This window comes from Mucilaginibacter sp., from assembly GCF_035492695.1.
GTDB lineage: Bacteria > Bacteroidota > Bacteroidia > Sphingobacteriales > Sphingobacteriaceae > Mucilaginibacter.
On sequence record NZ_DATJJC010000020.1, the window covers coordinates 22,124 to 43,121 of the forward strand.

General features: G+C 44.0%; 19 protein-coding genes. 9 read left to right on the forward strand and 10 right to left on the reverse strand.

Annotated elements, in window-relative coordinates; translation table 11 throughout:
* The first annotated feature begins 40 nt into the window (after positions 1-40).
* Entirely contained in the window at positions 41-2,209 is a 2,169-nt protein-coding gene (locus tag VL525_RS13015; RefSeq protein ID WP_325387228.1) for a transglycosylase domain-containing protein, read from the forward strand.
* Positions 2,210-2,309: 100 nt separating this feature from the next.
* On the opposite strand, the gene VL525_RS13020 is transcribed toward VL525_RS13015, so the two are convergent.
* Complete coding sequence (locus VL525_RS13020) at positions 2,310-3,314, reverse strand: LacI family DNA-binding transcriptional regulator (RefSeq protein WP_325387230.1); 1,005 nt, start codon at positions 3,312-3,314, stop codon at positions 2,310-2,312.
* Positions 3,315-3,388: 74 nt separating this feature from the next.
* On the reverse strand, positions 3,389-5,386 hold the full coding sequence (gene pulA / locus VL525_RS13025; protein WP_325387232.1) for a type I pullulanase: 1,998 nt from the start codon (positions 5,384-5,386) through the stop codon (positions 3,389-3,391).
* 116 nt (positions 5,387-5,502) lie between these two features.
* Here pulA and VL525_RS13030 point away from each other — a divergent pair, with 116 nt between their 5' ends.
* Genes VL525_RS13030 through VL525_RS13040 form a run of 3 tightly spaced genes read left to right on the forward strand, consistent with a single transcriptional unit; the run spans position 5,503 to position 8,831 of the window.
* Positions 5,503-6,846 carry a zinc dependent phospholipase C family protein gene (locus tag VL525_RS13030; protein ID WP_325387235.1) on the forward strand — a complete coding sequence of 448 codons (1,344 nt, stop codon included), beginning with the start codon at positions 5,503-5,505 and terminating at the stop codon, positions 6,844-6,846.
* A gap of 50 nt (positions 6,847-6,896) precedes the next feature.
* Entirely contained in the window at positions 6,897-7,922 is a 1,026-nt protein-coding gene (locus tag VL525_RS13035) for a glycoside hydrolase family 113 (RefSeq protein WP_325387237.1), read from the forward strand.
* 21 nt (positions 7,923-7,943) lie between these two features.
* Positions 7,944-8,831: a hypothetical protein gene (locus VL525_RS13040; protein ID WP_325387239.1), complete on the forward strand. Its 888-nt coding sequence runs from the start codon at positions 7,944-7,946 to the stop codon at positions 8,829-8,831.
* A 3-nt stretch (positions 8,832-8,834) separates the two neighbouring features.
* On the opposite strand, the gene VL525_RS13045 is transcribed toward VL525_RS13040, so the two are convergent.
* The 3 genes from VL525_RS13045 to VL525_RS13055 form a co-directional block, all read right to left on the reverse strand.
* Positions 8,835-10,268 (reverse strand): CotH kinase family protein, encoded by a 1,434-nt coding sequence (locus VL525_RS13045; RefSeq protein ID WP_325387241.1) that lies wholly within the window; start codon positions 10,266-10,268, stop codon positions 8,835-8,837.
* 211 nt (positions 10,269-10,479) lie between these two features.
* Positions 10,480-12,228, reverse strand: coding sequence for an ATP-binding response regulator (locus tag VL525_RS13050; protein ID WP_325387243.1), 1,749 nt, complete (start codon positions 12,226-12,228; stop codon positions 10,480-10,482).
* Between the two features lie 160 nt (positions 12,229-12,388).
* On the reverse strand, positions 12,389-13,201 hold the full coding sequence (locus VL525_RS13055; protein ID WP_325387245.1) for a class I SAM-dependent methyltransferase: 813 nt from the start codon (positions 13,199-13,201) through the stop codon (positions 12,389-12,391).
* A 607-nt stretch (positions 13,202-13,808) separates the two neighbouring features.
* Between VL525_RS13055 and VL525_RS13060 the strand changes: the two genes are divergently transcribed.
* The 3 genes from VL525_RS13060 to VL525_RS13070 all read left to right on the forward strand — a co-directional run bounded on the left by VL525_RS13060 (position 13,809) and on the right by VL525_RS13070 (position 15,017).
* The gene (locus tag VL525_RS13060) at positions 13,809-14,267 is read left to right on the forward strand and encodes a hypothetical protein (RefSeq protein ID WP_325387248.1); all 459 of its coding nucleotides are present in this window, start codon (positions 13,809-13,811) and stop codon (positions 14,265-14,267) included.
* A gap of 3 nt (positions 14,268-14,270) precedes the next feature.
* The gene (locus VL525_RS13065; protein WP_325387250.1) at positions 14,271-14,510 is read left to right on the forward strand and encodes a hypothetical protein; all 240 of its coding nucleotides are present in this window, start codon (positions 14,271-14,273) and stop codon (positions 14,508-14,510) included.
* A 96-nt stretch (positions 14,511-14,606) separates the two neighbouring features.
* The gene (locus VL525_RS13070; RefSeq protein WP_325387252.1) at positions 14,607-15,017 is read left to right on the forward strand and encodes a hypothetical protein; all 411 of its coding nucleotides are present in this window, start codon (positions 14,607-14,609) and stop codon (positions 15,015-15,017) included.
* A 6-nt stretch (positions 15,018-15,023) separates the two neighbouring features.
* Here VL525_RS13070 and VL525_RS13075 read toward each other — a convergent pair whose 3' ends face one another.
* Together VL525_RS13075 and VL525_RS13080 are read right to left on the reverse strand one after the other, a co-directional pair.
* Entirely contained in the window at positions 15,024-15,731 is a 708-nt protein-coding gene (locus VL525_RS13075; RefSeq protein ID WP_325387254.1) for a DNA alkylation repair protein, read from the reverse strand.
* A gap of 53 nt (positions 15,732-15,784) precedes the next feature.
* A complete protein-coding gene (locus tag VL525_RS13080; RefSeq protein ID WP_325387256.1) occupies positions 15,785-16,495 on the reverse strand; it encodes a Crp/Fnr family transcriptional regulator in 711 nt (236 codons plus the stop codon).
* Positions 16,496-16,590: 95 nt separating this feature from the next.
* Here VL525_RS13080 and VL525_RS13085 point away from each other — a divergent pair, with 95 nt between their 5' ends.
* Positions 16,591-17,256 (forward strand): class I SAM-dependent methyltransferase, encoded by a 666-nt coding sequence (locus tag VL525_RS13085; RefSeq protein WP_325387258.1) that lies wholly within the window; start codon positions 16,591-16,593, stop codon positions 17,254-17,256.
* Positions 17,257-17,263: 7 nt separating this feature from the next.
* The gene (locus VL525_RS13090) at positions 17,264-18,922 is read left to right on the forward strand and encodes a SulP family inorganic anion transporter (protein WP_325387261.1); all 1,659 of its coding nucleotides are present in this window, start codon (positions 17,264-17,266) and stop codon (positions 18,920-18,922) included.
* A 70-nt stretch (positions 18,923-18,992) separates the two neighbouring features.
* On the opposite strand, the gene VL525_RS13095 is transcribed toward VL525_RS13090, so the two are convergent.
* From VL525_RS13095 to VL525_RS13105, 3 genes are read right to left on the reverse strand one after another with little or no spacing between them, the layout of a single operon-like run.
* A complete protein-coding gene (locus VL525_RS13095; protein WP_325387263.1) occupies positions 18,993-19,424 on the reverse strand; it encodes a thioredoxin family protein in 432 nt (143 codons plus the stop codon).
* Positions 19,425-19,454: 30 nt separating this feature from the next.
* On the reverse strand, positions 19,455-20,747 hold the full coding sequence (locus VL525_RS13100) for a DUF3570 domain-containing protein (protein WP_325387267.1): 1,293 nt from the start codon (positions 20,745-20,747) through the stop codon (positions 19,455-19,457).
* Between the two features lie 28 nt (positions 20,748-20,775).
* On the reverse strand, positions 20,776-20,997 hold the full coding sequence (locus VL525_RS13105; RefSeq protein WP_325387271.1) for a DUF4266 domain-containing protein: 222 nt from the start codon (positions 20,995-20,997) through the stop codon (positions 20,776-20,778).
* Between the last annotated feature and the right edge of the window lies 1 nt (position 20,998).

Consider the following 20,998-nt stretch of genomic DNA (forward strand, 5'->3'; position numbering starts at 1 on the left):
ATCGGATAAGATTTAATTTAGCTTTGGATAAAATTACCTGATGAAACGCCCTCTGCCAAAATATATCCGGGTTACCGGCATCATACTTATTGTTCTGATCGTTCTCTTCTCCGTTGGCGGCTATATTGCCTACTCCAAGCGCGAAGCCATCCTGCGAAAAGAGATCGCCAGCGCACAGGCCAAAGCAAAAAAAGATTATAACCTCGACGTTAAGATCGGTTCAGCGCGTTTCACGGGACTCGCCACAGTTTCTTTCTCGGATATTACCATTGTGCCTGATCAGCGCGACAGCTTGCTTAGTATCAAAAGATTCGACGTCAGTGTAAGGCTGATGCCATTGATATTTGGCAAGGTAAAGCTATCGGATGTGGTGCTGGATGATGGGCACCTAAACCTAACCAGCATTAAGGGTGTTAAAAATTTTGACTTCCTGTTCCGCAAGAAAAGAGATACAACCGTTAAAACGAAGATCGATCTGTCCGTTGTTGCTAACAACCTGATGAACCAGGTACTGTATAAGATCCCAGATAACCTCGACCTGAAAGACTTTCTTATTACCTTTAAAGATGACAGCGCCGCTGTAAAAATGCTTGCCCAAACAGCGCAGATCAAAAACGGCAAATTGAGTTCCACCATTAAAGTTGACGATACCGCAACCTGGCATTTCGCCGGCAAAATGCACCCATCTGATAAGGACATTGATATAAGCCTTTACGCCGATGGCAAAAAGGTTGAGCTTCCGGTTATCGAAAAACGGTTTCATCTTAAGGTCAATTTTGACACTGTTACTACCCGCCTGCAAAAGGTTGAGAATACCGACGGCATTACAAAAATATATGGTTACTGGGCCGTTAGGAATTTAGTAGTGAATCACAAAGCTCTGTCGTCAAGCGACATCGTGGTGCCGGATGGTTCGATAGATGCCAATTTATTCATCGGGAAAAATTATATTTCGCTGGACAGCACTTCGCTCATCCATCTTAAAAAGATCACCATCAAGCCCTATTTAAAATACCAGCTTAACCCGGTTAAGATATTTACGGCAAAAATAAATACCGATTGGCTCAATGCTCAGGATGTGTTCGATGCTTCACCCGGAGGCCTGTTTGAATCGCTGGAAGGTATCGAAGTAGTGGGGAAATTAAAATATCATCTTCACCTGTTCCTCGACACCTCCAACCCCGACCAGGTGCAATTTGAATCGGCGTTGGATAAACAGGGTTTCCATATTACAAAATACGGCAAAACCGATTTGAGCAAGTTGAACAGAGTATTTACGTATGTTCCGTACGAAAAAGGAAAGCCTATGCCGGCCCGGGTTATAGGGCTACAAAACCCTGATTTTACGCCATTGAGCCAAATATCGCCGAATGTACGCTACGCTTGTATGACTTCTGAGGACCCGTCATTTTACACCAACAAAGGGTTTGTAATAGAATCAATAAGGCGTTCTATCGCTACCGACTTTAAGAAAAAGAAGTTCACCCGCGGCGGCAGTACTATTTCGATGCAGCTGATCAAAAACACCTTTTTAAGCCGGGAGAAAACTCTTGCAAGGAAGATAGAAGAGATATTGATCGTCTGGCTTATTGAGAACGATAACATTATGAGTAAGGACCGCATGTTGGAGGTTTATTTTAATGTGGCAGAATGGGGCCGGAACGTTTATGGTATCGGCGAGGCGTCGCGCTATTATTTTGGTAAATCTCCTTCGGAGTTAACCCTGGGTGAAGGCATTTATTTGGCCAGTATATTGCCGCACCCCAAAACAGGTTTATATTCGTTTCTGCCCGATGGCAGCTTGAGGCCAAGCCTGCAGGGTTATTATAACCTGATAGGCAAACTAATGGCGAGCCACGGATGGACAGCAGCGGACAGCACGGGTTATGGGTACGCCGATGTGCGTTTAAAAGAAAGCCTTCGGCAGGAAATTGCGCCTGTACCTACCGCAGTTGCCGATAGCCTGATGCAGCAAAGCAACGATGACGACGATACCCCGATCGCCCTTGGTTTACAGGAACAACCCCAGCCCGAGAAAAAGCCAAATTTCTTTCAGCGTCTATTCGGGAAAAAGGACACAACCAAAAAGGATGAATTGGAAGTAGATACCGCCGGCAAAACCAAAAAACAGATCAGGCAGGAAAAGCGTGCCCTGAAAAAATTAGAACGGGAGCGCCGCAAAGAACTTCATGACAAGGGACTGATGTAGTGCTTAGGTAGTGTATGCATTAATAGCTAAATGGTGAGGGTTAAGCTGAAGCCATACCCATCAAAAAAATCATGATAAATTGGGGTAACTGTACGCCGCTTTATGCCCCAGAGGACTTCCGGACAAAAAGTTTCGACTTCATTACATGTGTTTTCTTAAAAACATGTTGCCCCTTCTTATCAAGCTCATCGAATAGAAGAGTCGCGGCCTTGATGCCCATTTCATAAGCAGGTTGTGTAACAGTTGAAAGGCCTAGCAACGGAGCGATCTGCAGGCTCGAAAAACTGACTACTTTCAGGTCTTTCGGTATCGATATATTCATATCGTGGCATACGTAATAGGTGGCAACCGCCAAACGTTCAACTGAGCTGAAAATGCCATCAGGCTTTAGGTCTTCCAATGCGTTTTTGATGATCGAATAATTGATCTTCTCGTCCTGGCTGCAGTCTATCACCAACTCATCGTTAAACGCTATCCCATGTTTTTCCAGTGCGTCCACATACCCCTGCATACGCACTTTACCGATAGATATGCTTTTGTTTACTACCAGGTAGGCTATTCGTTTACAACCGGTACTTATCAGGTGTTCTGTGGCTTCAAAACTGCTTTCGTAGTCGTTTGTGGTAACTTTAGACACATCGATATCTTCGTAAACACGGTCGAAAAATACCACAGGAATGTTCTTTTTAGCGAGGGTTTTAAGGTAATTGTGATCATTGGCCTCGCCCGATACCGACATGATGATACCATCGACTTTCCCGTTATTCAGATAGTTCACAAAGGACACTTCTTTTTCAAACACATCATCGGTGCGGTACAATAATATGTAAAAACCCTTTTTGCGGGCAACCTCTTCAATTCCATTTATGGCCTGGGCAAAAAAGTCGTTAGCTATTTCGGGTACTATAACAGCCAGGGTCCGGGTTTTCTTATCCCGCAGGTTAGCCGCATAATGGTTTGGAAGGAAGTTATGTTCTTTAGCAAAAGCGAGTATCCGCTCCCGGGTATCCTTGTTAATATCAGTGCTTCCGCTAAAGGCCCTGGAAATGGTGGACGTGGACAAATTAAGTTTCTTGGCCAGCACCTTTATATTGATGTTATCCATTATTGCAGCTAAATTACTCTCTCCAAATGTAACAAAAGTATGTATTGAACCTAATTAATTTAGGCTCAATCTGTTTACAGTTCATAAAGTAAGCAGGCGCTTGTCGCCGGGACTGTTACCTGCCCGCCGCCAATCGCCTTCATGCTCTTCTCGTTTATGGTTTTTCCGTCTATAACAAGCCGCCAGCGACCTTCGGGTATGTTGATCTGCCTGTCTGATAAGCTACCGTTAAATATTACTAAAATATTTTTCCAGGTATCCCCGTTTGCATTGTCGCTGATTTGATAAGCGATCATATTCCGATCTCCTGTTTCCATAAATTTCAGGTGTTCCCTTATCATTTTTGCCAATGGCATCCTGAAAGCCGGGTGATGTTTTCTGAGAGCTATCAGCGCCTTATAATAATTGAACACATCCTTGTATTTCGATTTCCTGCCCCAATCAAGTTCATTAATATCGTCGGGGCTGTTGTAGGAGTTGGCTATGCCCTTCTTGGTCCGCAGCATTTCGGCGCCTGCATGCATAAACGCAATTCCTTGCGATGTAAAAACGATAGTATTGGCAAGTTTGTCCATCTTGATCAGGTCAGCCTCCGAAGCATCCGGGTTGGATATTTTTAGCCGGTCCCAAAGCGTATTGTCATCATGGCACGATACATAATTGATGGTTTGATACGGCTCGGCCGCCCAAGGCGCCTTAGAATAATTAACTTTGCTGTAATCTACCTGCGGGTGCTGTACCGACCCCACTATGCCAAACTTTACACTTTCGGCGGCATCCAGCGCACCGCTGACAAAACCTTTTGATTTTACGTCACTCCAGCCACCTTTGATGCCGTCACGAATATCATCGCTGAAAACGGCTATCTTATCCAGTTTATAAGCATTTTTTTTAACCGCGCGAAGGTCTTCCGGCAAAGGGCTGTTGCCCGCCGTCCAGCCTTCACCATAAATAAATATGGTAGGGTCTATTTTATGCAGCGCCCCGCTGATATCATTCATCGTTTCAATATCGTGCACGCCCATCAGGTCGAAACGAAAACCATCTAAATGATACTCCGTCGCCCAGTAAACTACCGATTCGACCATGTATTTGCGCATCATTGCCTTTTCGGACGCAGTCTCGTTACCGCAAGCCGTTGCATTGGAATAGGCGCCCTTTTCAGTATGCCGGTAAAAATAGCCCGGCACAAACTGGTTAAAATTCGATGCTGTATCGCTGGTATGGTTATAAACCACGTCCAGTATCACACGAAGGCCGTTGGCATGTAATGTTTGCACCATCTTTTTGAACTCGCGTATGCGTACGTTCCCGTCGTAAGCATCTGTCGAATAGCTCCCCTCCGGAACATTGTAATTCAGCGGGTCATAACCCCAATTATACCGGTTTGCTTCGGGCTTAGTCTCATCCACCGAATTATAGTCGAACGAAGGCAGCAAGTGTATGTGTGTTACCCCAAGCGACTTGATATGATCCAGCCCGGTTTGCAGCCCATCAGGCGATTTGGTTTTCGTTTCGGCCAATCCCAAAAACTTGCCCTTGTGCTGTATGCCCGAATTAGGATCCATCGACAGGTCCCGCACATGCAGTTCATAGATCATAATATCGGTAAAGTTTTTTTGCTCCGGCTTTTTGTCCAGCGCCCAGCCTTTGGGATTGGTCGATGCCAGGTCTGCAACCATGCCGCGTTGTCCGTTCACGCCGATAGCTTTGGCATAAATATCCGGGCGTTCTTTTAGCCAACGGCCATGTATATTGGCCTGGAAGGTGTAATACTGATTCTTCAGATTTTCTTTTACCGTAGTTTCCCAAATCCCGTCTTTAGCTTTGCCCAAATTTATGGTCCGTAAAGGTTTGCCTCCATCGCCCGCGGCATACAACCTTAATTTCACAGCCGCAGCGGTTGGCGCCCATAACTTAAAAACTGTTTGCTCCGCCGACCAGCTTACGCCTAGATCGTTCCCGTTATAAATCGGATAATCATCGGTCAATGTGGTTCGGGCCTGGGATTTAGATGAGGTCGGCAAAACAGTAATCATAAAAAACGCAAATATTACCTGCGGGTATTTCATAGCTAAATAATTTTATCACGTTTTAAATGTAATCAATTGTAAAATGTTATCGATATTCAAAACAATTTTGGGATTTACACATTTATACATTCCAGTCCGCCTGTAAACTAAATTTAATGAAGTTCTCAAAATCCCGCAAGTACCTAATACTTGTTATCTTCATTAGTGTCCTGTTCCCCGCTACCTCAAAAGCGTATTCGGTTTTTGCGCATTTGGCAATTATTGATGCGAGTTGGAAACCGGCTTTGGTGCCATTGATTAAAGAAAAGTATCCAAACGCGACCGAAGAGGATCTTCGCGTTGCCCATTCTTATGCGTATGGGGGAAGCCTCATGCCCGATCTTGGGTACTTCCCTTTCGGCAGTGTATATTTTACCAATCTTGCGCACTATGTCCGCACCGGCGATTTTATAACAAATCTTATCAGTCAATCTAAAAATATCGACGAATATGCCTTTGCTCTGGGGGCGCTTTCTCACTATTTAACTGACGAATATGGGCATTCGCTTGCCACCAATGTCGCCGAACCCATCGTTTATCCAACCATAGGAAAAAAGTTTGGTAAACTTGTTACATACGAGCAGGCTCCTATTTATCATAGCCGTATGGAGTTTGGCTTTGACGTTCTGCAAATGGCACGCGGCAATTATGCTTCGCAGGAATATCACGATTTTATTGGCTTTAACGTTTCCAAGCCTTTACTACAACGTGCGTTTCTAATTACTTACGGACTGGATATTGACGATGTATTCAACGGGAAACTGGATTTAACCATAGCAACGTTTCGATGGTCCGTGCGAAGTTTATTACCTGGTCTGACACGCACTGCCTGGTCTATAAAAAAAGACGAAATTATGAAAGCAAACCCTGCTATGAACAGCCGGAAGTTTCATGCAAGAATAAAAAGGAAAGAATATTTCCACGATTATGGACGCGAGCGTGAGCGGCCCAATCTACGGACAAGGATCACTGCTTTTATAATCAAAATACTACCCAAAGTTGGTCCTTTGAAAGCCCTGAAGTTTACAACACCGGGGCCCCAAGGAGAAAAGTTATTTATAAAAAGCTTTGATACCGTATTGGTCTGTTATCGGCATGACTTGCAAAAGCTACAGCAGAACGAAGGGCTTGACCTGCAGGATATAAATTTCGACACGGGGATGCCAACTAAGCCCGGGGAGTATGCTATAGCCGATCAAACTTATAGCGAAATACTCATTCAACTACAGGACAAGAAATTCCAAAAGCTAACCATTCCATTGCGCGAAAATATACTTTCGTACTATAACAAGCCCGATACGACGACCAAGTCAAACGAACATAAAGAGTACAAGATAGACTGGCAGAAAACTTATCTCGCTCTTCAGCAAATAAAAACCGCTAAAACAATGCCCGTTGATAGTTTAAAATTTCCGGCTGATACATCCGGCGCGAAAATTGTAGCAGGTACTGTTAAATAATATTTAAAACTCTTCAGAGTTTTATAGGATTAAGGAGGTAGGGGATTTTTATGCTACGTGGGATAAATTATGATATAGGTACTTTTTACAGGAAAGACGAACTAAGCCGGCCCGATTTTGATGAATCAGTTATAAAAAAAGAATTAGAGATCATCAAAAATGAACTGTATTGCGATGCTGTTAAGATCACCGGACACGACACTTACCGGCTATCAAAGGCGTCCGAATTTGCCCTGCAATTGGGGCTACAGGTTTGGCTGACACCTTCTCATATCGATGCAACGCCAGCCGATGCGGCACAACACCTGGTAGAATGTGCCATTGCGGCCGAAAACCTCCGGCTTATATATGGCAATATCATTTTCGTGAGTGGATTTGAATATTCTATATTTCTTAAAGGTTTTATGAAGGGTGAAAGTATTTATGAAAGGCTGGAAAAAATGTTCAGCCCTGTGGGGCTCGTATTTAACCTTTTGGGTTTGAGAGCGGGCATCTACCGTAAATTAAACATTTACCTGAGAGAAACTACGCAGCAGATCAGAACGTATTTTAAAGGCCAGGTAACCTACGCGTCGGGTACGTGGGAAAAGATCAATTGGGACTTGTTCGATCTTATCGGGCTCGATCATTACCGCGCCGCTTATAACCGGGCTTTCTACAATAAACAATTAGAGGCTTACTATAAATTCAACAAACCCGTCGTAGTGATGGAATTTGGCTGCTGTGCCTATATGGGTGCCGAAGATAAGGGTCCGATGGGGTGGGCGGTAACCGAAATGGTGGGTGAAAGGCGTATTGTAAAGGATGGCGTGGTACGGGACGAAAGCGTACAAGCCAATTACATTACTCAAACGCTTGATCAGCTTAAGCAGGAAAATGTTCATGCAGCTTTTGTTTTCACTTTTATTAACCCTATGTATAAGCATGATACAAACCCGCGGTTTGATCTCGACCTGGCAAGTTTTGGCATAGTAAAGCCTGTTGATGAACCCGAAGAAGGTTATAAGAGCTTAAAATGGCAACCGAAGGAGGCTTTTGATAGTCTCGCATTGTACTACCGGCAAATGAAACCGTAATTTCGTTGGTATATTTATCGCATGAAATCTTTCGCTTGTTACCTGCTTACTTTTGTTTTTATCTTAACCTGCACCAATATCTTTGCCCAGCAAAATAAAGATGCCGTTATTTTTCATATTACGTCCGCGCATACCTCTTTTCCGGATACCGGCCGGGCAAGCGGTCATTTGTATGACAAGGTGCTTTATACTGCTGCCGAACACTACAATGACAGCACAATACTTATCATTACACCTAAAAACCTTGACGCTAAAAAGTCGGTGGACCTGGTGTTCTGGTTTCATGGCTGGCACAACAATGTTGACACCGCTGCAATACATTACCGGTTGATCCGTCAATTCCTTGCTTCTGGCTTAAATGCAGTACTGGTTTTGGCCGAGACCGCTAAAAATTCACCCGATAGCTACGGTGGAAAACTGGAATATAACGGGATGTTTAAATTGCTCGTTACTGATGTTATGACAGGTTTATGGTCGAAGCACCTGATCGGGAAAACTACACTTCCGGGACATATTTTGCTGGCCGGCCACAGTGGCGCTTACCGGGTTATGGCGCGCATCATTCAAAATGGGCAAATGTCAATTGACGAGGCCATTTTGTTCGACGCTCTTTACGCAGAAACGGACAAATATATAACATGGATAAAGGCAGATGACGCGCACCGTTTCATCAATATTTATACGGATCACGGCGGCACAGACGGCGAGACAAAAGACATGATGAAATTGCTCGATACCGCGAAGCTTGCTTACATCAGTACAGAGGAAAGCCTGGTGACGCCAAAAATGCTGCAGCAAAACAGGCTGGTTTTTATTCACAGCCTTCACGAGCATGACAAGATCATTACCGATCCGGATAATTTTCTTCTGTTCCTGCTGAACGAACCTTTCTTGAAGAGAACCCGTTAGTTTTTACCAGGTACTTATCTGTTGGTCCATCCAGCTTATCCGTTGCGAAAGCCAGTCGCGCGTGTATTTTACCTCATTCAGATATGATCCGGTAACGACGGGATTTGGCCATACATAAATATGCAGAATATCCCAGCGCTGAAAATTATAGCCTTGCGAAAGATCAAGTTGTTTAGCTGTCTGATCGATGAAAGTCAATATGCCGGGCAACTTTTGCCCTTTCAAGTCATTCCACTTCGCTTTAACCTTCGCCTTAAATGCAGGGTCCTGGAAAAGCCTTTGAAACCATGGCGAATTCATGATCCACCACCCGGTAGGATACTGGCAATCGCTGTAGTCGGTATTGCCGGCAGCAAGGTCGAAATCCCAGAGTGGCCCCATGCCTAATTTCCCGTTCCGGTCCTTGTAATAATAAATGCTGCTGTAATCCTTGGCGTCATTGTCTTTCATGATCTCTTTTACCAAATACCAGTCTATAAACGAATCTACATTGATGTACTTAGCATAACCTTCGACAGGGTCGGCAAAATTTGCTGCAAAAATTGCATCTTCTGTATTCTGAATATACTGTTTGATATAGTTAAACTGATCGGTGGTGGTGGCGTCTGGCGTGTTCAGGTTAATGGGCAAACCATGTGTTGTGTAAAAGTAATTTACCTCGCTCAGCCGTTGGTCGACTTCAAGCAGATAGCCACCTGTAACCGCATCTCCGGTATTATCTGTAGATTTTATGTCTGTGATGTTTATCCGGTTTGGGTCGACCTCCACTTGTTGCGTCATATAATAATTGCCTATGTATTCTCCATTCATTACCACCTCCACAAACCGGCCCGAAGGGGTGAAATCCGCCCCGAATTGCTTGCCCATTTCAAAGGCTATTGCATTCCGCATCAGGGTTTTATCGGCATAGTTGGCAAGCAACACCCAATTTTTTGCAGCGGGGAAACCCAGCATCCCGGTTTTCTTGTTGAATTTCAGCCGGTAAGGCTTTTTCGGCATATCCCAAGTAGAATTGCCCCGGCCTTTTATTTGCAGATCGATACTGGTCACGTCCTGTGAATACGGCGAATCGTTCACATCGACAACAAGGTTTCCGGTAACATAGTTATCTTTCGAAACAACGGGGGAAGCAGTCGTAACGTAAAAAATAGGCAGGCCCGAATAACGGGTGACATTAACCGTATAATTTTTTGTAGTCCCGTTAGCCCTGGTTAACGTGTAGGTTACGGGCTTTTTAAAATCATTTACCGTAACCCCGCTTTCTTGTACCACACCATTTACTTTAAGCGTACTGCCATCGGCGATAATAAAGGTTGGCGTCAGTATTTTGGTTGTGTCCTGCAGCGAGGAAAGCACACCGTTCAGCGTATCGCCCTGCAATTTACAAATGACGTATTCGTGTATTTTTCCCTGGTTATTTACCTGTTCAAAGGTCATATAAATATCAACCGGCGGTTCTGTTGTATCAGCTGGCTTCTTGTCCTTTTTACAGCCTGCGATAGCTAAGAATACAACAAAAAGTATTAAAAGTGCCTTGAGTACATTACTACAGGCGGAGAGCAAAAAAGACTTGATAAATAAGTTCACTTTCAAATATTGGTTAGCAAAAAGACAACTAATATAATAGTTATTTGGCTATTGTAAAGTGTCAAATTACCGAAACATGAGATTGGGGCAAATGCCTGCGTATATCAGAAAGCAGTTGCTGAGGCTGAAAGGGCTTTAACATCACATCGGAGAAGCCGGTCGACACAAGGTCTTTCATCATGTTCTGATCAACCAGCGAGGCAGTAAAAGCGATGACCGGGATATGGGGATAAATTCTCTTTATCTGAAAAATGGCTTCAAAACCACTCATTACCGGCATTTCCAAATCCATAAGGATCAGGTCGAAAGAACTGTCTTTCCCGAGTTCATCCAGAGCTTCCTGACCATTGTATGCAGGCACTACTTCTGCTTTGTAGCCGGTAAGTATTTTTTTTGCCACCATCATATTCAGCTGGTTATCTTCGGCCAGCAGTACACGAACACCCTCGAGGTTATTTTCGTCAATTGCCTTTTCTTGCAGAAATTTCTTTCCCGTCCCGGCAAGGTCGAATTTTACATCAAAACTAAACTTACTGCCTTTTCCCTCGGTACTTACAACCTTTAATTCGCTATCCATCAATTGCAGCAAACGTGCACAGATAGTGAGGCCCAGGCCGGTTCCCGTTACTTTTTTGGTGTCCTCGTGATATATCTGGCCAAAACTTTCAAAAATCTTTTTCTGGTCGCTGCGTGCTATGCCCAGGCCGGTATCGGCAACGGTAAAACTTGCCTCTATTCCCTTGTTCGTTTTATTTTTTAAAACTGCGGCCAGCGTTACGTGTCCCGCATCGGTGAATTTCAGGGCATTCGATAACAAATTATTAAATATCTGTATCAGGCGTACATCATCTGCCATTACCGACACCTCCAGCCGAGGGTCAATCTCCGTAACCAGCTTCAGCCCTTTTTCCTGGAAAAGCGCATTAAATGGCATTCCAACATTATTCAATAATTGGCGCAGGTTCAACTCACTGGGATGTATCTCCAGTTTATTGGCTTCAATTTTATTAAAATCGAGGATATTATTTACCTGATGAAGCATGTGGTCCGAGCAATATTTTAGTATCTGGAAATATTCTTCCTGTCGTTCCGGGTCTTTTTCCTGCTTTAGCAAATTCACAACGCCGATAATTCCATTCAATGGCGTACGCAACTCGTGCCCCATAGTGGCTAAAAACCGCGTGCGCGCCTCAATTACCCTGTTGCTCTGATCGACCAGTTCATTGATATATTTCTTTTCGAAGAAAAGGTATGCTACCGCGAAAACGATGGTTGAAGCAATGGCTGTTATCCTGTTCACAAACGATATCCTGCGAACCTGGAATGCCGTTATCTCTTCAAACGGGTGGACATTCCGGCCAATGGCAACACAAATAATAAATGAGAGTACGATAATTGAAATGTAAGTTACCGACTCCCGGTATTGTGTTTGCTTAAGATCGACGATGATGGGCACAGCAACTAGTATAGGGAAAAAATAAAGATAATCCTCCGTTTGCAACCCCTCAACGAAGGTATTCGCTATCAGCAGACCACAAACTATCGAGATCACAAAAATGGTGAGATTGCCAATATGCCCGTTATATTTCATCAACATCACCAGCAGTATAGCGAAGCAAAATGACGCCACCACAATTGATGAGGCGTATAACCCGAGGTACGAACTGTAAACTGAAAGACCTACGCCCGCTAATAGTGCGGCTATACCAAGCTGATAGGTCCTCTTCGAAACATCTTTGATGTCAAAAAGAGGGTTAGGATGCCTGTCTTCTTCCTTAAGGCGGTGATATTTATCGGTAATCGTTCTCATTACCGGAAAAAAAGACGTGCGGCGCTCATGCTTAATCACTTAAACTCAACCTTTAAACGATAGAAAAGTTTTAAAAGTTCAGGTATGCTCAAGGCGCAAATAAACGAATTGAGTTATTATTTTTAATACGCGGGCAGCAAAATTATATTGCAGGCCAAATTTACTTTGTTCCGGTGGTTAGAAAGGCCGAAAGCTTCATCTGCACTTCGCCTTCACCGAAATGCCTGGCAAATTCAGCTTCTGTCTTTTTAGCGAGCGGTGCCAGCAGCGCCGGGTCTTTGGCTGCTATTTCTCCGCCAAGTCTGTGCTTAACAAAAAAAGATTCTACCAGATTTGATACGGTAGATCTACCTGAATTAAGTGCGACATTTTCCGCTTTGACGTCTCTGAAACCTGCACCTGTTAAAAATCCCCGCAGTTGATCCGGATCGTACATCGAAAAAGGTGTGAAAAAACGCACGGTATCTTCCCCGTCAAAATTCGGTACTATCATATCATTTATTAAAATTTTGAATAAGGGTATGTTCAATGTATCATCCCAGGTGAAATACATAAACTTGCCTCCTGGCTTAAGCACCCGGTATACCTCAGCAAATCCCCTGGGCTTATCCGGCAGGAACATCATACCAAACTGGCACACCACAAGGTCGAACGTATTATCCGGGAACGACAGATCCTGTGCATCTTCCACCCTGAAGTCGATGTCGTTGTTATTCAATTCGCGTTTGGCAATAGCCAGCATATCCACACTCAAATCGGATGCTACAAGTTTGGCGTAAGGCGCCAAAGCCTTTCGGATATGGCGTGTTACCCTGCCTGTGCCGCAAGCTATTTCCAGCGCCGAACTTACATTGCCAGCGTCGATCCGGGAAGCTAAATAGCGCCCGTAGGGCTCAAAAATTATCGGTCCCATGTAATAGTCATAATTTTCGGCGTCCTGGCCGGTAAATTTGAAAGCCCTGTTGATCTCCATATTCAGGTGGGTTTACATGGTAAAGATAAATTCCGGTCGAACACATCGGAACGTTGCGTCATATTTTAATAGATTTGTGTTAAATGTTTGACAATCCATTAACAGAGAGTTAAAAAAATGACGAAAAAGTTCTTTTTTAAATTTGTTTTTCCGATTTTTATAGTCATACATCGATGACAGCCCGGGATAAAAAATCACTTTTAAGAAGCTGGTGTGTGCTCCTGCTTGTGGGAGTATACTTTTCAGTAGCTACTACACATTTGTTTTTTGTTCCGAACCTTCATGCGCGCGCGCACCACCACAACCCAAATTCTATATTTAAAAGAAAATCTGAAAATTATGCCGCAGTAGGTTTAACGGATAAATACACCATCAACAATAAAAAGTCATTTAAAGAAATCAAAAAGGTTTGCAAGAGTTCTTTTGCACCACCGGTATTTAAAAAGTACAAACTGCGCCTGTATTCTCTAGTCAATCCATACGTCATCCGGCACCTGCCCGATCAGCGGTATTGCTATCTATCCAATTGCATAATCAGAGTTTGATGGTCGTTCATTCCGCTTGGAAAAGCGTACAGTAATGAAAAATATCATCAAAAAAACCAATTATGCACTCTTTACAATTGTTGTCGCAGAATCTGCGGCGTATAAGTAAATTATATTCAAGGCTTTTGTCCTGCGAGATACCGGTATTTGAATCAGATGCCTGCTTCGCGGCTATTCTTATCCTTTCGGCCCAAAAAGCACCGATAACACAGAATAAGCTGGCTGAACTGCTCAAAGTAGATAAATCCCGGATAGTTCACCTACTGCTAACTCTCAATAAAGCACAGCTTGTCGATATCGCCATAAACCCCGACGACAGGAGACAACACTACGTTTCGCTGTCAGCCTCCGGCAGAGAAATGGCGCCCCTTATCTTACAGAAAGTGATGCATATCGATCAACTTTCTAAAAATGGGATCTCCACCCACGACCTTTCCTTGTTTTACGAAGTAACTCAAAAGATCGAGCAAAATCTCGCGGCTTGTATCAATAAAAAAATCTGTCGAAAGTTTAACCCCTAATGTATGACCCTGCAAAATTCAACGTTAAAAGAAACAACAATTATCGCCCTGCTTCAGGATATAAAGGAAAAAAATTTTTTAGGCGCCCCTGCCGAAAATATTGATATAGCGGCGGCGATTACATTTGTTACCGATAAGGAACTGGTAACAAGGACCGAATATGGTAATTTCGAACTGTCAAATAAAGGCCTCGACCTGCTGTTCGGTGTGATAACCTGGGAAAGTCTCTACAGCAATAATTAAACGGCTTTTATTGGTATATTTGTTTATCATGTGGATGGCTTTTTGTTCCTGGAAGGCCATCCTTCATTTTAAATTTTTAATAAATTTTTTGCCCGTTTGAAAAAACACTTGTTTGTTTTAGGACTGATTTTGATCTTTTTTAACGCAAGATCACTCGCGGGACCTTACATTAAAATCTCCGACACCACGTTAAAAACCCTTCCGGATGGTTATTACTATGGCAATGTGGATTATTTCAATTATGCCAGTTCGCTGAGCGCCACTTACAGCGATCAGAAATTAAAAGTAAGGGAGGGCATTGTGAGAGTAATATACCTCGGCGACGGTGGCGTTATTCACGACGGCATCAACAATGAAGGTTATTTGTATACCGGCGGCAAACTGAAAGTGAGTAAAAATAAACGTACCGGCAAGCTGGAATACACCGCACAGGTTTCCATCTCTAACGGCGCCAATATCTACTCCTATAAGATCACCATTACGAAGGAAGCGGCCGACGATCAGTAAATTTACTTAGCACTTAACCGTCTTTTTCTTTTTACCCAAATTACCCTTATCCCTGGCTTTTTGTATGTAAGTTATTGCATCGGGTACTTTGCATGCTGTATCGCCTTTGTCAACTATTACATCGCCGATTCGTTTTGCTGCCGCGACAGCATCTACCGTCAAAGGCAATACATAGATGCCCACACACATCACAAAGCCATTCATGGCTGACCGTACCCGATTAAGCGAGGTATGAATAGTTTTTTCAACCCTGTTCAAAAGTGCTTTTATCCCTGCTATGTCAAGCTCACTATCCGGTTTCAGCGCCATCAGGTTACTTAAGGTCGACCAGCCGGCTACCGCAATATGTTCGATATTCGAGTCTATCCATTCCAAACCCAGTTCATAACCATATTTTCCTTCGGCTGCAACCCACGGAACAGTATATTCATTTACATTATTGGATAAGGCTTTTTCTATCCAATGCTTCATATCCGCTTTGGTCATTTGAGCATCATCGGCTATCAGTCCGGCAAGGTATTGGGCATCAGCATTACCCGTATCAAACAGGTCCTTAGCTAATTGGTAATCACGCTTAACGCGTTTTTGTATGGTTTTCAAAAATTCTACTTTCACCCCGAAAAAGGGTTCCCTAACACCGTGCTTAATCAGTATTTTCTTGATGCCGTCATTGCCGTTCGCCTGCAATTCGGCCATAATCTCGCTGACGGTCATAATGGTTCCCCGTAATTGTTCACTAAAAATAATGAGAAAAACTGTAAATTATTTTAATGATAATTAGACTTTTTGATAAGGGAGGTTATATCACTGATATGAATTTTTCTCCCGGTCGTTTGCAATATTCCCTCGGCTTTAAAATCCTTCAGCAACCTAATAACATTTTCTTCGGCAATACCGGCCATATTGGCCAGGTCAGCCCGGGATATATCCAAAGCAGGTTCCTGTCCGCTAATGGCGTTCATATCCTTATATTTTTCACGCAGTACGATCAATGCAATAGCCAGACGTTCGGTTGCCGTTCGCTGCGCAAATACTGATATGCTATTGGCCATCACGGTAAATTCGTGACTCAATGCTTTTAGCAGGCGGTGTGCAAAGGGGGCTGAGCGCTGGAGTATTTCAACAAAATCTTCTTTAGGGATAAAACATAATAAGCTTGTCTCCAGGGCGGCGGCCGAATCCGGGTACCGCTCTTCGGCCAGCACTGCATGATAGCCAATCAATTCTCCCTGGTTAGCCACATAAATAATTTGCTCCCTGCCACCTTTATCGGTTTTGTATTTTTTTACTTTGCCGCTTTTTATAATAAAAATACCGGAAGGAACAGCCCCTTCCCTGAATATAATATCCCCTTTATTGCAGAGCTGTTCGCTTTGATGCATAGTCAGGTCGAGGTGGTCAGCTTCGGAAAGCACACTTAGCACAGACTGTGTAGTAAAGTTCCATCTATCAATCGGGAATCTTCCTGATAAGCTCATTTACAAAAGTACACATTTATAAAACCTGATAAATATCAGCTTTCGGGCTGATGTATTACCATAACGTTATTTCTATTCTGCCCCTAATTTTGAAAATGGTTAACTCTCATCCATTCTCCCATTTTCCCCCTGAGCCGGACGAGGATCATGCACGAGAGAAATCGTTCAGGATTATCAACAAAGACAACGCCGCATTTTTTAAAAATGATGCGGCTTTTGACTGGATGTATCCCGAACACCTGCAACTATTGTCACTTAAACAATGGACTCGCTTGGCAGTGGCCCGAAAAGCCGCCAGGTTTCTTGCGCGGCCCGGTGCCCGGGTATTGGATATAGGCAGTGGCATCGGCAAATTCTGCCTCGCTGCAGCACATCTTTATCCCGGAACAAATTTTTTCGGCGTTGAGCAAAGGGGCGAACTGGTGCACTTTGCCGAAGAGGCCGGAAAGTACCTGCAATTGAGTAATGTCCATTTTACGCAGGCTAACATCACCCAGATCAATTTTCGTGAGTTTGATCATTTTTATTTTTATAATTCATTTTATGAAAACCTTGATCCCGATAGTTGTATAGACGATACTATTGCAACTTCAAGCAGTCTGTATTTTTATTATACGCTCTACCTTCTTCAGGCCTTCGACGATCTGCCTGCGGGCACCCGGCTGGTTACATTCCATACGCTTGGAGAAGAAATACCTTCGTCCTATAGATTAGTAAAGACCTCGTGGGATATGTTATTAAAAATGTGGATCAAACAATAGAAAGACCATGACCCTGTTCAGACCCAAGATAATCGATACTCTCAGGAATTACTCCAGGCAACAGTTTTATAAAGATGCTATTGCCGGTGTTATCGTTGGTATCGTGGCTATTCCATTGGCAATTGCTTTTGCAATAGCATCGGGGGTTACGCCCGAAAAGGGGTTTTTTACAGCTATCGTTGCGGGTTTTATTATCTCGGTGCTCGGGGGCAGCCGCGTTCAGATAGGCGGCCCCACCGGGGCCTTTATTGTGGTAGTATATGGCATAGTGCAGCAATTTGGGATAAGCGGTCTCATTATAGCCACTTTTATGGCGGGCCTGCTTCTTATTGTTATGGGGTTTGCGCGTTTAGGCAGCGCTATCAAGTTTATCCCATACCCTTTAATTGTCGGTTTTACTTCTGGTATTGCAGTCATTATCTTTTCCTCACAGGTAAAAGATCTGTTCGGGTTAAAAATGGGCAGTGTACCGGCCGATTTTATCAGCAAATGGATCGCATACGGTCATCATTTTTCAACAGTAAACCTATATGCGATAGGCATCGGTATTTTTACCTGCATTACCATACTATTATGGCCACGGGTGACCGGGAAAGTGCCAGGTTCGCTCATCGCCATTTTAATTACTACGTTGGCTGTAAGCCTGTTCCACCTTCCTGTCGAAACCATCGGCAGCCGCTTTGGCTCTATCCCTTCCACTTTGCCGCGGCCTGTATTACCGGGGATAAGCCTTGCCACGATACAACACCTTATTCGACCCGCATTTACTATAGCCTTGCTCGGTAGTATTGAGTCGCTGCTGTCTGCCGTCGTGGCAGATAGTATGATCGGGGGCAACCACCGTTCAAATACCGAATTGATAGCCCAGGGAATCGCAAATATCTGTTCATCTGTTTTCGGCGGCATTCCCGCCACCGGTGCCATTGCCCGCACAGCAACCAATATTAAAAACGGCGCCCGTACACCAGTAGCCGGAATAATACACGCGCTTACTTTATTGTTTATCATGATGTTCTTTGGGAAATGGGCCGCACTTATCCCAATGCCGGCGCTTGCCGGAATATTAATGGTAGTAGCATGGAACATGAGCGAGGTTGACAGCTTCGGGTATGTGCTTAAGGGGCCCAAAAGCGATATAACCATTTTATTGACCACGTTTACCTTAACAATATTTATTGACCTGACCGTGGCTATCGAGATCGGTATGATCCTGGCTGCCTTTCTTTTCCTGCGTAAAATGGTGCAGTCGACATCGGTACTGCAAGCTGGCGATCAGAATGATGACATGCCTGAACAGGACGCTTCCTATAATTTGCCCCTGCAAGTTGCGGTTTTCGAGATCAACGGTCCACTGTTTTTTGGTGCCGCCTGGAAATTTAAGGAAGCAATAAGGCTAACCGAAAAAAACAAACCCTTCTTAATTATCCGGATGCGAAATGTACCTATTATCGATAGTACAGGTATTCGCGTATTAACCGACATTAACGAAGAAATGTCAAAAAAGGGCGGCAAGCTAATACTCGCCGAAGTAAATTATCAGCAAGTTATCAATGAGTTACAAAAAACACGACTACTTTTCAAAATAGGGAAAGCTAACGTGACCACCACGTTCGACCAGGCCATGACAAGGGCCGACACACTCATTCGGCAATTAAAAACGGAATAAGGTTAACAAGGGCACATAAAAAAGCCACCTTTAATAGGTGGCCCGTACTTCTATAAAAACAGGTGATTCGCTACTGATCCGATTGGATACCGCTGATATCCGATACAAATTGGTCGGGCGTTTCGTTTGGAAAACCATCCCACGTTCTAAGCACCTTCCCGTGCTCATCAACCAGTAATGTGTATGGGAATTTCCCGTCGCTATTGTACTTGTCTGCCAAAGCCTCGTTACGCTTTACCTGGTCCTTTGGAAGCTGGTTTTTCTTTTGCCTGGGGAAATCAGCGCGTACCAGCACCAGGTGGTTCGATGCATAATTTACAAACGTTGCCGACTCAAGTATTTCCGACCGCAACCGGATACATGGGCCGCACCAATCCGACCCTGAAAAATTGATCAGGATCAATTTATGTTCGCGGTTCGCTTCTGTTTTGGCAGCATCAAAATCGCCTATCCAGTTTGCCCCTGGCAAAAACATCATAAAAAATATGGTTAACACTTTCATATCGTTTTCTTTTTATTGTAGAACCATTATTTATTTAAAACTGAGACTTAATGACACTACATCTGATACCAGGTTGGTATTCTGCGAGTAATGCCCGTAACGCAACTCAAGGTCGTGCAGGTTTTGCCACCCGAAGACGCCTTTAGGTGGGGCAACCCTGAGACCAACCCCGAAAAAGTTGCTAGTAAACCTGGCGTATTCGTAGTTGCTGGTATAGTACTCATCTGTTTGATCGTGAACCCCGTACGGTGCAAAATATTTTGCCGCCGATTGGTTGTAATACCTGTAAAACGGTGATACCGATAAAAATGGCGTGATCTTGACCGGCACTTCGGCATAAGCCGTGTTCGATCGTATTCCCCAGCTGTCCAGGTAGTACCGGTAGTAAGTTCGGACAATGATGTTATCACCAACAAAATAATTCAGCCTAAAACCAACCGGTAACTTAAACCTCGTCGACGGCAGCCTTTCAATAGTATCTTTTCCGGTATTAAAATAAACCCGGTGAAAAGGAAGGCTGAGGTACCCGTTTTGAGTCACTCCATCGACCAGGAACATGATCTGCATTCTTGAATTGATGATTTGCGAATAGCTGAGGGATGCCGTGAACGTATTCCTCGGGCTCGTGGGTATTTTTGGTCTATCGCCGTGGCCGCCACTGGTGCTTGCGTTGGTCACTATCACGTCTTCGGTAGTTGTCGACGTGGGTATAAACTCCGAAGGATATATTAACGTCACATGGTCAAAATATGCCTGTATCTTCGCGCCAAACTCGCCCATTCTGTCCGTAGTCTTTTGCGAAAAATGCAGATCGGCCCCTAACGATTTATAATTGTATTCGCCCGAATAATAAGCGCCTAAACCGAAGCTGCTGCCTTTCTTTATGTTCTCCTTTGTCCAGTCAATTGATGGGTAAACCCGGCTTCCGCCCTGTTTGGATGCGCCACTAAGGTTTACATAGGCTGACGAGGCTGACGTGTGGTGATCGATGCCGAGGCCAAGCGTTATTGAATTTGTTAATACTTTCGGGTCGCCCCAAAGTAATTTCAAATCGATGCCGTTCGATATGTCCGTGACATGTTCTGTACCGATACCTCCTGTAACTGCGGAGTGGTTCCCATTTTGCAGATAATAACTTGATACGAGGTTGACCTCGTCCACGTGCAACGCCTGCGGATTATAAGCGCTTCCCGAAGGCTGTTCCACCGGTGTATATAAACTTGGCGCCTTGGTCCTGCTTAACGTGTCCTGTATGGTTTGGGCATGAACGTTCAGCCGGCATACCAATGCAAATCCTAAAACGGATAAATATACTTTCCTCATGATCTTTTACTTTTTTCTGTGAGGAATATTAATTGCACCCGCATCCGCCGCCTGTTTTACCAGCATTGGCTCCTGAAGCCGCCTCGCGGTACGATTGAAAGTTTAATTCGTTTTTTTCAACCTTCCGGTTGCTCAATGCCATTTCCGAATCATTGATCCTGTTCTTTTGGTATTCTTTCAAATGAACGCAGGATGATGCGCTTATTACAATTAAAAGGCATCCCGTTAGTCTTGCTATTTTAGTTATCATA

Coding starts and splice junctions, on each gene's coding strand:
- VL525_RS13065 (WP_325387250.1), top strand. CDS start 14,271: ATGACCCTGCAAAATTCAACGTTAAAAGAAACAACAATTATCGCCCTG.
- VL525_RS13060 (WP_325387248.1), top strand. CDS start 13,809: ATGCACTCTTTACAATTGTTGTCGCAGAATCTGCGGCGTATAAGTAAA.
- VL525_RS13090 (WP_325387261.1), top strand. CDS start 17,264: ATGACCCTGTTCAGACCCAAGATAATCGATACTCTCAGGAATTACTCC.
- VL525_RS13050 (WP_325387243.1), bottom strand. CDS start 12,228: ATGAGAACGATTACCGATAAATATCACCGCCTTAAGGAAGAAGACAGG.
- VL525_RS13015 (WP_325387228.1), top strand. CDS start 41: ATGAAACGCCCTCTGCCAAAATATATCCGGGTTACCGGCATCATACTT.
- VL525_RS13105 (WP_325387271.1), bottom strand. CDS start 20,997: ATGATAACTAAAATAGCAAGACTAACGGGATGCCTTTTAATTGTAATA.
- VL525_RS13035 (WP_325387237.1), top strand. CDS start 6,897: ATGCTACGTGGGATAAATTATGATATAGGTACTTTTTACAGGAAAGAC.
- pulA (WP_325387232.1), bottom strand. CDS start 5,386: ATGAAATACCCGCAGGTAATATTTGCGTTTTTTATGATTACTGTTTTG.
- VL525_RS13040 (WP_325387239.1), top strand. CDS start 7,944: ATGAAATCTTTCGCTTGTTACCTGCTTACTTTTGTTTTTATCTTAACC.
- VL525_RS13095 (WP_325387263.1), bottom strand. CDS start 19,424: ATGAAAGTGTTAACCATATTTTTTATGATGTTTTTGCCAGGGGCAAAC.
- VL525_RS13100 (WP_325387267.1), bottom strand. CDS start 20,747: ATGAGGAAAGTATATTTATCCGTTTTAGGATTTGCATTGGTATGCCGG.
- VL525_RS13030 (WP_325387235.1), top strand. CDS start 5,503: ATGAAGTTCTCAAAATCCCGCAAGTACCTAATACTTGTTATCTTCATT.
- VL525_RS13080 (WP_325387256.1), bottom strand. CDS start 16,495: ATGAGCTTATCAGGAAGATTCCCGATTGATAGATGGAACTTTACTACA.
- VL525_RS13055 (WP_325387245.1), bottom strand. CDS start 13,201: ATGGAGATCAACAGGGCTTTCAAATTTACCGGCCAGGACGCCGAAAAT.
- VL525_RS13045 (WP_325387241.1), bottom strand. CDS start 10,268: ATGACCTTTGAACAGGTAAATAACCAGGGAAAAATACACGAATACGTC.
- VL525_RS13075 (WP_325387254.1), bottom strand. CDS start 15,731: ATGACCGTCAGCGAGATTATGGCCGAATTGCAGGCGAACGGCAATGAC.
- VL525_RS13085 (WP_325387258.1), top strand. CDS start 16,591: ATGGTTAACTCTCATCCATTCTCCCATTTTCCCCCTGAGCCGGACGAG.
- VL525_RS13020 (WP_325387230.1), bottom strand. CDS start 3,314: ATGGATAACATCAATATAAAGGTGCTGGCCAAGAAACTTAATTTGTCC.